Consider the following 11259-nt stretch of genomic DNA (forward strand, 5'->3'; position numbering starts at 1 on the left):
GAGCGTCTGTTATGATCTTTGCGACTGAACGTTTCAAAACCGAAGGAGTGTCGCCATGCGCGAACAGAATTACGCAGTGAATGGTAACGCGCAGGCTGAGCAACTTGAAGTCAGCCGCGTGTTGCGCAACACCTATGGCCTGCTCGCCCTTACCCTCGCCTTCAGCGGCGTGATGGCGTTCGTGGCTCAACAGATGCGCGTCGGCTACCCGAACATTTTCGTCGTGCTGATCGGCTTCTACGGCCTGTTCTTCCTGACCAACAAGCTGCGTGACTCGGCCTGGGGCCTGGTGTCGGCATTTGCCCTGACCGGTTTCATGGGCTTTATCCTCGGCCCGATCCTTAACCGCTACCTCGGCATGGCTGGCGGCGCGGAAGTGGTCAGCTCGGCGTTTGCCATGACGGCACTGGTGTTTGGTGGCCTGTCGGCCTATGTGCTGATCACTCGCAAGGACATGAGTTTCCTGGGTGGCTTCATCACTGCGGGCTTCTTCGTACTGCTGGCAGCCGTAGTCGCCAGCATGTTCTTCCAGATCAGCGGCCTGCAACTGGCGATCAGCGCAGGCTTCGTGCTGTTCTCCTCCGTGTGCATCCTGTTCCAGACCAGCGCGATCATCCACGGTGGTGAGCGCAACTACATCATGGCGACCATCAGCCTGTATGTGTCGATCTACAACCTGTTTATCAGCCTGTTGCAGATCTTCGGCATCATGAGCCGCGACGATTGATTTTGCTGGCGCAATAAAAAATGCCCCGTATCGAAAGATACGGGGCATTTTTGTTTTTAGAGGCTGGACTCAGTACTGGTTGGGCTCCATTTCCAGGTCCACGTTGAAACGCTGGGCAATATCCTGCTGGATACGCAGGGCCAAGTTGGCGATGTCGTTCCCGGTGGCTCTGCCATAGTTCACCAGCACCAGCGCCTGCAACTTGTGCACGCCAGCATCGCCCTCCCGGAAGCCCTTCCAGCCAGCCTTATCGATCAGCCAACCAGCGGCGAGCTTCATTTGCCCATCGGCCTGTGGGTAGGCCACCAGGTCCGGATACAGCGCCTGCAGTTCAGCCGCCAGCACCTGGGACACCAAGGGGTTCTTGAAGAAGCTGCCCGCATTGCCGAGCTCTGCCGGATCTGGCAGCTTCTCGCGGCGGATGCTGCAGATTGCTCGGCTCACGTCACTGGGCGTCGCATCATGAATCCCCTGCCCCGCCAAGCGCTGTTGCACCGGGCCATAGTCAAGTTTCAGGTGACTGGTTCGGCTGAGGGCAAAGCGCACCCGCAGGATCAACCAGCGCCCCGTTTCGTGCTTGAACAGGCTGTCACGGTAGGCAAAGTCGCACTCTTGCAGGCTGAAATCCCTCAGCTCGCCGGAGTGGCGATCCAGGGCGGTCAGGCCGGCGAATACATCCTTTATTTCCACACCGTAGGCGCCGATGTTTTGCATCGGCGCAGCACCGACGGTGCCGGGGATGAGGCTGAGGTTTTCCAGACCGCAAAGGCCCTGCTCCAAGGTCCATAACACGAACGGGTGCCAGGCTTCGCCCGCTTCAGCTTCGACTACCACCTGCTGGCCGTCATCCTGCAACACACGGACCCCTTGGGTCGCCATGCGCAACACCAGCGCCTGAATGTCCTGGGTCAGCAGCAAGTTGCTGCCACCGCCAATCACCAGCAGCGGCAGCCCCTGCGTGGCGGCGTAGGCCAGTGCTTCGCGAACATCCTCGTCGCTATGGGCCTCGGCGAACCACTGCGCGCGCACGTCGATGCCAAAGCTGTTGAATGGCTTGAGCGATACCTGCGCAAGCACCTGCAAGGTCATAACCGCCCCTTCAATTCGATCACCAATAAATCACAGGCCCGCTCGATCAGGTCCAGCACCCGCTCAAAGCCTTGCTCGCCCTCGTAGTAAGGGTCTGGCACTTCGTCCACCTCCGAGTCGTAGCGGCGCAGGAACAGATCCAGCTGCGCCTTGGCCTGTCCGGGCTGCATGGCCTTGAGGTTGCGCAGGTTGCTGTGGTCCATGGCCAGGATCAGGTCATAACGCGCAAAATCGGCGCGCGAAACCTGCTGGGCACGCTGGGCCGACAAGTCGTAGCCGCGCGCCAAGGCAGCACGCTGGCTACGTTGGTCCGGCGGGTTGCCGATATGCCATTCTCCGGTACCGGCAGACGCCACTTCTACCTGCGCCGCCAGCCCCGCTTCGCGCAACTTGTGGCGCAGTACGCCTTCAGCGGTAGGAGAGCGGCAGATATTACCCAGGCAGACGAACAGGACCTCCATCAGGCCCCCAGCAAGCGACGGACGCGCTCAAGGTCTTCCGGTGTATCGACGCCCGCAGGCGGCGCTTCCAGGGCATCGCCTACATGAATGCGCACGCCGTGCCACAGGGCACGCAGCTGCTCAAGGGACTCGGTGTTTTCCAGCCAGCACGGGCCCCAGCTGACAAAGTCATGCAAAAAACCGGCGCGGTAAGCGTAAATGCCAATATGGCGGCGGTATGGCACACCGTCTGGCAATACGTCACGACTCTTGGCAAAGGCATCGCGTGCCCACGGCAAAGTCGAACGGCTGAAGGTCAATGCCAGGCCATTGATATCGCTGACCACTTTCACCACGTTCGGGTTGAACAACGTGTTGATGTCTTCGATGGGCTCAGCCAGGGTCGCCATGCGTGCTTCGCTGTGGGCTGCCAGGTTGGCGGCGACCTGATCGATCACGCTTGGCGGGATCAAGGGTTCGTCACCTTGCACATTGACCACGATGGCATCTGGCGCCAGGCCAAGCTGCGTAGCCACTTCGGCCAGGCGATCGGTGCCTGAATTGTGGTCTTCGCGTGTCAGTACCGCTTCGGCACCGAAGCCTTTGCAGGCTTCGATGATGCGCGGGTCATCAGTGGCGATCACCACGCGCTCGGCACTGCTTTTACAGGCCTGCTCCCAGACCAGCTGAACCATCGGCTTGCTGCCGATCAGTTGCAGCGGCTTGCCCGGCAGGCGAGTCGAGGCATAGCGCGATGGAATGACAACGGTAAAGGCAGTGGTCATTTATCCAGGCGCTCATCATTGGTCAGGGTTCGGGCTTCGCTCTCCAGCATTACCGGGATGCCATCACGGATTGGGTAAGCCAGGCCTGCGCCCTTGCTGATCAGCTCGGTTTTATCGGCGCTGAGCTTGAGCGGGCCTTTGCAGATCGGGCAAGCGAGGATGTCGAGCAGTTTGGTGTCCATGAGTGTTTCCTGGAAAGAAGCGTATTAAGGCAAGAGTCGGGCGGGCAACAGACGCATCAGTTGCGTGTCGAACCAGGCGACGAACGCCGGTGACGGCACCGCATCCACCGCAAGGTACCACCAGTCGGGCCGGGCAAAGGCGCGGCACTTCACCGCGTCTTTCTCGGTCATGACCAGCGGCAATGACGGCGTAAAATTCAAGACCTCGGCGCTGTATGGCGCGTGGTCGGCAAAAGCATGGGGTATCGGCTGCCAGTGTAGCGTTTGCAGGGTATTGAAGAAACGTTGCGGATTGCCGATGCCGGCAACCGCATGGACCTGTTGGCCCCCAGGGAAATACTCGACAGGCTGACGCTCGGCTGTCTTCAGGTTGACCAGCGCCGTCGGCACCAGGCGAAAGGCAAAACCGTCTTCGCGATCTGACTCGGCGCCATTGTAGAGCAGCGCATCGACGCTTTGCAGACGCTCCACCGGCTCGCGCAACGGCCCGGCAGGCAGGCAACGGCGGTTGCCCAGGCCACGGACGGCATCGATCAGTACCAGTTCAAGGTCACGGGCCAGGCGGTAATGTTGCAGGCCGTCGTCGGAGAGGATCAGGTCCAGGGTTTCGCTGGCCAGCAATGCCTTGACCGCACGACTGCGGTCGGGGTCGATCACCAACGGCACGCCACAGCGTTGCACGATCAACAACGGCTCATCACCGGCCACATCGGCGCTATGGCTAGCCTCGACCCTCCACGGCAACTGCGGAGGCTTGGCCCCGTAGCCTCGGCTGACCACCCCCACGCGCAACCCACTGCGTCGGCAATGCTCGATCAACCACAGGATCAACGGCGTCTTGCCAGTTCCGCCCACGGTGACATTCCCCACCACCACCACGGGCACCGACGATTGATAGATGTCACCCTCGCCCGCCAAAAAACGCGCGCGTTTGCGCAACACCACCCGGCGATACAACGACTCCAACGGCCGCAACAGCACCAGTGCCGGATGGCCCTCGTACCAGGCCTTGAGCAAACGATCAGACATGGCCATCAGGGTTGGCTCGCCGCCTCGATGGTGGTCATGCGCAGATGACTGAAGCCGAGTTTGCCGGCAGCATCCATCGCGGTGATCACGGCCTGGTGCTGGGTTTTGCCATCAGCACTGATGGACAGCGGCATTTTGGTATCCCCCCCGGATTCTTTTTCCAGGGCGGCCATCAGGCTGGCGAGGTCGTTCTTCTCCAGCAACTGGTTGTTCACCGAAAACACCCCGTCGGCGCTGATGGCGATATCCAGTTGCTTGACCTCCTGGTCTTCGGCCGGTGAACCGCTGACGGCTTCCGGCAAGTCGACGCGCAGTTCGGTCTGGCGAGTAAAAGTGGTGGTCACGACAAAAAACAGCAGCAGGATAAACACCACGTCGATCAGCGACGCGAGATTGATATCGACGTTTTCCCGTTGCTTGCGGCGAAATTTCACGCTTTGCCCTCGACCAGGTCCACGTCACGGTCGCCCTGCACCACCTCCACCAGCTTGATGGCTTCCTGCTCCATGCCCACCACCAGTTCATCGATACGGCGTTGCAGGAACCGATGGAAGAATACCGAAGGAATACCCACCATCAGCCCCGCCGCCGTGGTGATCAGGGCCTTGGAAATACCACCGGCCAATACGGCCGCGTTGGTGGTCATGCCCGAGCCCATGAACGAGCTGAAAATATCGATCATGCCCAGCACCGTACCCAGCAAACCCAGCAAAGGGGCCATGGCAGCGATGGTGCCGAGGGCGTTGATATAGCGCTCCAATTCATGGATGACCCTCGCGGCAGCCTCTTCGATGCACTCTTTCATGATCTCGCGACCATGCTTGGAGTTGGCCAGGCCCGCGGCGAGGATTTCACCCAGCGGCGAATTGGCGCGCAGTTGCTTGAGCTTTTCCTTGTCCAGTTGCTTGTTCTTGATCCAGCCCCAGACCTGCCCCAGCAGATGCTCGGGGGTCACGCGGCTCGCGCGCAGGGTCCACAGGCGTTCGGCAACGATACCGAGTGCGGCGATAGAGCTCATGATGATCGGCAACATCATCCAGCCGCCGGATTTGACCAGTTCCCACACAGTGAATGTCCCCTCGAAAAAGTGCGCCACTTTACCATATAGGTTCAGCTGCGGGGCTCGTCGACCCCGGCCCCGCGCCGGCCCTTTGTAACTACGGATTAAGGTACGCGTTCACGCCAGAATCGGCGTTGACTGCGCGCAACAACCGGTGATGCGAAGACGCCCAGTCTAAAGCGTACGGCACCTTGTTCGGCGCTGTCGTAAACCCGGCTGCCCAACGCCTGATAACGCTCCATCACCTGTGGGTGGGGATGTCCGAAACCATTGCCGCGCCCTCGGGAAATCAATACAGAGGTGGGCGCCAGGCGCTGCAGGAACGGCCAGGAGGAGGAACTGCGACTGCCATGGTGCGGCGCCTGCAACCAATCGGTAGGCACCGCTAACGGCGAGTCCAGAAAGGCCTGCTCGGCTGCACGGTCGATATCCCCGGTCAGCAGCAAGCGTTCGCCATTGGCCTGCACCTGCAATACGCAGGACTTTGCATTGCCGTTAGTGGCATCAGGCCACTGCCAGAGCTCGAAGGACACGCCGTCCCATGTCCAGCGCTCGCCACTTAGGCAAGGTTGCGTGCCGAGAAACGCGGGCAGCCCCTCCGTCTCGCCACCCACCACCCGCCTGACGGGCATGCCCTTGGCAATCGCAGCCGCGCCACCGGCATGATCGGCGTCGGCATGGCTGAGCAGCATCATGTCCAGCGCCCCGACCCCAAGTGTTCGCAGCGCTGGCAGCACCACGCGCGCCCCCAGGTCGAACGTGCCGGAACGTGGGCCTGAATCGTAGAGCAAGACATGATGCCGGGTGCGCAGGATCAGCGCCTGGCCCTGTCCGACATCCAGTTGCACCACTTCTATCTGCCCGTGTGGCACCAGATCACGCGGAGGAAATACCGCCAGCAGCAACATCGGCCAACCCAACACGCGAAACGGCACACCCTTGGGTAGCAGCAGTACCACTGCGCCCAACAGACTTACCCACCAATACCCCAGCGGCACCTCAGTCGGCACCCAGGCAGGCGCTCGCCCGGCGAGCCAGGTCAAGCCACTGAACAGCCCATCCAGCGCCCCGCCCGCCAGCCACAGCAGAGACTCCCCGACAAAGGGCAGCGACAAAAAGGCCGTCCCCAGCAAAGCCAACGGCAACACCACCAGGCTGATCCACGGCACGGCGACCAGATTGGCCAGCGGCGCGCTGAGGCTGATGGGCAAACCCAGTACCAACAACACCGGGAACAGGCCAATGGCGATCAGCCATTGCGGCCGGGTCCAAACCTGCCACAGGCTCCACGGCCCCAGCCGCCCGCCGAACGCCAGGATCAATACCGCTACCGCCGCGAACGACAACCAGAACCCTGGCTGCAGGCTGGCCAGTGGTTCAAGGATCAGCACCCCATTAAGCGCTAGCAACAAAGGCCACCACAGGCCAAGATGGCGGAATCGCAAGCGCCATAGCAGCACCAGCCCGAGCATCACACAGGCGCGCTGCACCGGCACGCCGAACCCCGCCAACACGCCGTAACCCAGCGCGGCGGCAAAGGCCAGGCCACAAGCCCAAGGTAGCCACGGCCAGGTTCGGGGCCAGCAACCGTAGCGCGCCAGACCGGCGACCAGGGCATACATCAAGCCCGCCAACATCCCGATATGCTGACCAGAAATAACCAGCAAGTGCACGGTGCCAGTGCTCTGCAATACCCGCCAATCCTCGGTGGCCAATCCGGAGCCATCGCCCAGCACCAGCGCAGCCAGTGCAGCCTGGCGCCCCTGGGCGTCCACGGCCATCAACCGCTGGCGCAGCGCATCACGCCAGGCATACCGCGCCGGCGCCAGGCGCTCGCCATCCTTCACTGCCGCCGTCGCCCCGATACGCTGGGCCAATAACCACGCTTCCTGATCGAACCCATCAAAATTCAGCAACCCGGCCGGCCGCTTGAGGGTGATTGCCAAGCGCCAGCGCTCACCGCTGCGCACGGGCGGCCCGCCTCGCCAAGACACCCGGATGCGCTTGGGTAAATGAGCCTTGCGCGACCGGCTGTCGGACAATTCAAAGCGCACGCCGTCAACCGTATCTTGCGGCAACCCGGTCACCCACCCTTCGACCCAACGGGTCTGGCCGTCCAGTGCGGGTTGCAGGCGATCATCCAGTGCCCATTGCGCGCTGATACACGCCCAGCTCAACCCCATCAGGAAAAACGCCACTGGGTAGGTACGAAACGGCAACAGCATCAGCGCCAGCACCAGCATGGCCAACAGCCACCCGGTAGCAGGCAATGCGGGTAGACAACGCAACGCCAACAGGCCCAACGCCAACGCACACATCCCTGTCCTCATGAACCATCCTTTTCAAGTGATCCATTGAGTCTTAGCCGGGCCCGCAAAGCGACCTATGATCTTTTGTCACAAAGTCTGAATTTTCTGTTTATAGAATGCGGGCATACTTGCCCCTCGAATTGACCTGGACCCCTTATGCCCCGGCGCTTATTCAAACGGTACATGCCCGATCCCACCAGTATCAGGGAACACAAGTCATTACAGTTTCTCGGGACGTTGCTGCATGACCCCAACCTCTGGCATCTGAACCGACACTCAGTGGCACGGGCCATGGCGGTGGGCCTGTTTGCGGCGTTCATCCCGATTCCGCTGCAGATGCTGCTGGCAGCGGTGCTGGCGATCGTGGTGCGCGGCAACATGCCCATTGCCGTCAGCCTGGTGTGGCTCACCAACCCGATCACCATGCCGGTGGTGTTTATCTGCACCTATCTGACTGGCGCATGGCTGATGAACGTACCGCCTCGCAGCCTACCCGATGACCTGACCTGGGAATGGATCAGCGGCCAACTGAGCACCCTGTGGCAGCCGTTCCTGCTGGGCTCGGTGGTATTGGGACTGGTGCTGGGTGCATTGGCCTATTGCCTGACCATGGGCTATTGGCGCTGGTGGGTCGCGCATCAGTGGAAGAAGCGCAAGCAGCGCCGCGGCTGAGGCCTAGCGAGCCAACAACCGCAGGTGCACCCGCAAGCCTCGCCCGGTGTTTTCCGCCCACAGGCCGCCATCCTGGCGTTGCACCGCATTGCGGGCGATGCTCAGGCCCAGGCCGAAGCCACCGTCGCCGGGCCGTGAGCCATCCAAGCGGGTAAAGGGTGCAAAGATGCGTTCCAGGTCCTGCTCATCAATCCCTCCGCCCTGGTCCTCCAGCCACAAGTGCCAGAAATCCCCTTCGCGCCGCCCATCCAGGCAAACCACCCCCTCGGCAGGAGAATGCCGAATAGCGTTGCGCAGGATATTTTCCAATGCCTGGGCCAAGGTATTCAGGTTACCCCTCACCCAGCAATCGGCTTCCAGCAGACACGGCAGGCGCGACGGCGGCCAATCGCTTTCAAAGCACGCGTTCTCGCGCAACATGTCCCACAGGGCCTGGAGCTGTATGTCTTCCTTGGGCAGTGGCGCGCGCTCGGTGTCCAGCCAGGCCAGTTGCAGGCTGTCCTCCACCAGGCGCTGCATCGCGTCGATCTCGCGGCCAAGGCGTTCACGCAGTTGCGCCAGGTCTTGCTCACTGTCGCAGGCGACCCTCAAGCGACTCAGCGGCGTGCGCAGCTCGTGGGACATGTCTCGCAGCAATTGCTGCTGCAACACCACGGTACCCTGCAAGCGCTCGGACATATGGTCAAAGGCCCTCCCCAGTTCGCCCAACTCATCCTGGCGACTGGTGGCCGCATGGGACAACCGAGTATTCAACTGATCTGCCCGCCACGCATTGGCCTGCTCGCGCAATTGGTTGAGGGGCATGATCAACAGTCGGTACAAGCCGATGCATAACAACAGGGTGAACAGGCCCGGGATGACGCCGTTGGTCACGACCCGCCAGAACAGCTGATAACGCCCTGGCAAGAAGCGCTGCGGCAACTCGATGACCAGCGAACCGGCGTCGGGGTTTGCAGGAAACGGGATCTTCAACCACGGCAGCCCCCTCACATGGCGGCTCACAGGCCAATCCAGGCCGCGCAGGAAGGTCAGGCGCTGGCTTTCCTTGTCGCGTAGCGGCGTGCTGCTCAACGACTGCAGGTCGTTGCCAATCACGCCAACCCAGGTGCTTTCCCGTGAGCGCATCGCTTGCAGCCATGCATCCACCCCTGCCCTGCCACCTCGCCTCCAGGCCTGTTCGGCGCTGACGGCATAACCGCTCAAGGTATGGCGCGCCTGCTCGTCCAGGTACGCGTTCTGCTCCTCCATGTACCGGCCCCAGGACCAACTGAGCCAGATCATCAGCAAACAGAAGGCAATCAACAGGCAGGCCAGCTTCCAGAATAAGGAGTGTTTGCCCGGCAGTCGTTTCAAGGGGCGCTCAAAGGCCGTCATCGTGACCGCTCAGCACGTAGCCCTTGCCCCATACGGTGCGCACTTCGCGCTCGCTGTAACCGATGGCCTTGAGCTTGCGGCGGATCTGGCTGATATGCATGTCGAGGCTGCGGTCATGAGGGGCATAACCGCGTTGCAGCACATGCTGGTAGAGAAAAGCCTTGCTGAGGACTTCCTCAGCGTTGCGATGCAAGGTTTCGAGCAGGCGGTATTCGCTGCGGGTGAGCCCGGCCCAGTGGTCCTGGTGGAACACGTCACATAACTCGTCGTCGAAACGCAGGGTGCGGGCATCGCCGCGTGTCGGGGCCAGGGTCGGCAACGGGCGTCGGTCCAGGGCCACACGACGCAGGATCGCCTCGATGCGCACCCGCAACTCGATCATGCTGAACGGCTTGGGCAGGTAATCGTCGGCGCCCAGGCGGAAACCGCTGATGCGATCGGCTTCTGCACCCAGGGCCGACATCAGGATCACCGGGATCGCATGGCTCTCGCGCAAGTGGGTCAGGACCGACAAGCCGTCCATCCCCGGCAGCAGGATGTCCATCAGCACCACATCGAACGCCTGGTCACGGGCCAGTTGCAGGCCTTGCTGGCCGTTCTGGCACCAGGTGACCTGGAAACCACAGCGCCCCAGGTGCTCATGGACATAAGCGCCGAGCACAGGGTCATCTTCGATGGTCAGGATACTGGGTAGGCCAACGGCTGCGGGATTCATTAGCGTCTGCAAGTCATTCTCAATGGCCGATTATTCAAGATTAACCCTCTACAGGCAATCGCCATCCGGCGTCCAATGGCCTGAAGATTGCCGCCGGTCATTAATTTGCAAGATCCCCCGCCACGCAAATGGCTACACTGCGCAGGTGGTGCGGGCGAGGTGCCCGTGTATTGGGTTGATAACAATGTGGTAGCAGGAGAGTGGCGTGCTGAGAAGAATGGGGATAAAAGGCCGCGTACTGTTGCTGACTTTACTGCCGACCAGCCTGATGGCCCTGTTGTTGGGTGGCTATTTCACCTGGATGCAACTCTCGGAACTGCAGAGCCAATTGCTGCAACGCGGCGAAATGATCGCCGAGCAACTGGCCCCTCTGGTGGCGCCCGCCCTGAGTGCGCGCAATACCGACCTGCTGGAACGCATCGCCACCCAGTCCCTGGAACAACAGGATGTCCGCGCCGTCTCCTTCCTCGGCCCAGACCGCGCGCCGCTGGCCCACGCCGGCCCGACCATGCTCAACCAGCCGCCCATCGGCAACAGCTCCCACCTGCTGCAACGCACCGGCAATGACGCCACACGCTATCTGCTCCCGGTGTTCGGCCGCCATCGCAACCTGGCCGGTGACTTGATCCCGGATGAAGCCGATCGCCTGCTGGGCTGGGTCGAGGTGGAGCTGTCCCACAACGGCATGCTGCTGCGTGGTTATCGCAGCCTGTTCGCCAGCCTGCTGATCATTGCCATCGGCTTGGTGTGCACTGCAACCCTGGCGCTGCGCATCAGCCGTACGATCAATTCGCCAATCGGCCTGATCAAGCAAGCCGTGGCCCAGCTCAAGGACGGCAACCTGGAAACCCGCCTGCCCCCCTTGGGCAGCCAGGAA

At 61.7% G+C, this 11259-nt stretch carries 13 protein-coding genes; 3 read left to right on the forward strand and 10 right to left on the reverse strand.

Features of this window, described 5'->3' with window-relative positions:
• The first annotated feature begins 55 nt into the window (after nt 1–55).
• Nucleotides 56–727 (forward strand): Bax inhibitor-1/YccA family protein, encoded by a 672-nt coding sequence (locus DYL59_RS21430; protein ID WP_016977342.1) that lies wholly within the window; start codon nt 56–58, stop codon nt 725–727.
• Nucleotides 728–796: 69 nt separating this feature from the next.
• Here the strand turns inward: DYL59_RS21430 and murB are convergent, their stop codons facing one another.
• The 8 genes from murB to DYL59_RS21470 form a co-directional block, all read right to left on the reverse strand.
• Nucleotides 797–1816 (reverse strand): UDP-N-acetylmuramate dehydrogenase, encoded by a 1020-nt coding sequence (murB, locus tag DYL59_RS21435; protein WP_135290965.1) that lies wholly within the window; start codon nt 1814–1816, stop codon nt 797–799.
• Entirely contained in the window at nt 1813–2277 is a 465-nt protein-coding gene (locus tag DYL59_RS21440; protein WP_135290966.1) for a low molecular weight protein-tyrosine-phosphatase, read from the reverse strand. Before DYL59_RS21440 ends, murB begins: the two co-directional genes overlap by 4 nt.
• Nucleotides 2277–3041 carry a 3-deoxy-manno-octulosonate cytidylyltransferase gene (gene kdsB / locus DYL59_RS21445; protein ID WP_135290967.1) on the reverse strand — a complete coding sequence of 255 codons (765 nt, stop codon included), beginning with the start codon at nt 3039–3041 and terminating at the stop codon, nt 2277–2279. Before kdsB ends, DYL59_RS21440 begins: the two co-directional genes overlap by 1 nt.
• Complete coding sequence (locus DYL59_RS21450; RefSeq protein ID WP_105522807.1) at nt 3038–3223, reverse strand: Trm112 family protein; 186 nt, start codon at nt 3221–3223, stop codon at nt 3038–3040. The genes kdsB and DYL59_RS21450 overlap by 4 nt, the downstream gene beginning before the upstream one ends.
• Before the next feature lie 24 nt (nt 3224–3247).
• Nucleotides 3248–4258 carry a tetraacyldisaccharide 4'-kinase gene (lpxK, locus tag DYL59_RS21455; RefSeq protein ID WP_135290968.1) on the reverse strand — a complete coding sequence of 337 codons (1011 nt, stop codon included), beginning with the start codon at nt 4256–4258 and terminating at the stop codon, nt 3248–3250.
• On the reverse strand, nt 4258–4686 hold the full coding sequence (locus DYL59_RS21460; RefSeq protein ID WP_105698563.1) for an ExbD/TolR family protein: 429 nt from the start codon (nt 4684–4686) through the stop codon (nt 4258–4260). Before DYL59_RS21460 ends, lpxK begins: the two co-directional genes overlap by 1 nt.
• Entirely contained in the window at nt 4683–5318 is a 636-nt protein-coding gene (locus DYL59_RS21465) for a MotA/TolQ/ExbB proton channel family protein (RefSeq protein ID WP_135290969.1), read from the reverse strand. Before DYL59_RS21465 ends, DYL59_RS21460 begins: the two co-directional genes overlap by 4 nt.
• A 98-nt stretch (nt 5319–5416) precedes the next feature.
• Nucleotides 5417–7642: a DNA internalization-related competence protein ComEC/Rec2 gene (locus DYL59_RS21470; RefSeq protein WP_135290970.1), complete on the reverse strand. Its 2226-nt coding sequence runs from the start codon at nt 7640–7642 to the stop codon at nt 5417–5419.
• A gap of 135 nt (nt 7643–7777) precedes the next feature.
• Here DYL59_RS21470 and DYL59_RS21475 point away from each other — a divergent pair, with 135 nt between their 5' ends.
• Complete coding sequence (locus DYL59_RS21475; RefSeq protein ID WP_135290971.1) at nt 7778–8293, forward strand: DUF2062 domain-containing protein; 516 nt, start codon at nt 7778–7780, stop codon at nt 8291–8293.
• A 3-nt stretch (nt 8294–8296) separates the two neighbouring features.
• Here DYL59_RS21475 and DYL59_RS21480 read toward each other — a convergent pair whose 3' ends face one another.
• Both DYL59_RS21480 and DYL59_RS21485 read right to left on the reverse strand, forming a co-directional pair.
• Complete coding sequence (locus tag DYL59_RS21480; RefSeq protein WP_135290972.1) at nt 8297–9667, reverse strand: sensor histidine kinase; 1371 nt, start codon at nt 9665–9667, stop codon at nt 8297–8299.
• A complete protein-coding gene (locus DYL59_RS21485; protein WP_135290973.1) occupies nt 9654–10382 on the reverse strand; it encodes a response regulator transcription factor in 729 nt (242 codons plus the stop codon). Before DYL59_RS21485 ends, DYL59_RS21480 begins: the two co-directional genes overlap by 14 nt.
• 205 nt (nt 10383–10587) lie before the next feature.
• Between DYL59_RS21485 and DYL59_RS21490 the strand changes: the two genes are divergently transcribed.
• Nucleotides 10588–11259 (forward strand): HAMP domain-containing protein (locus tag DYL59_RS21490; RefSeq protein ID WP_135290974.1); only part of this gene is annotated, 672 nt, incomplete at its 3' end.

This window comes from Pseudomonas kairouanensis (genome assembly GCF_004682055.1).
Classification (GTDB): domain Bacteria; phylum Pseudomonadota; class Gammaproteobacteria; order Pseudomonadales; family Pseudomonadaceae; genus Aquipseudomonas; species Aquipseudomonas kairouanensis.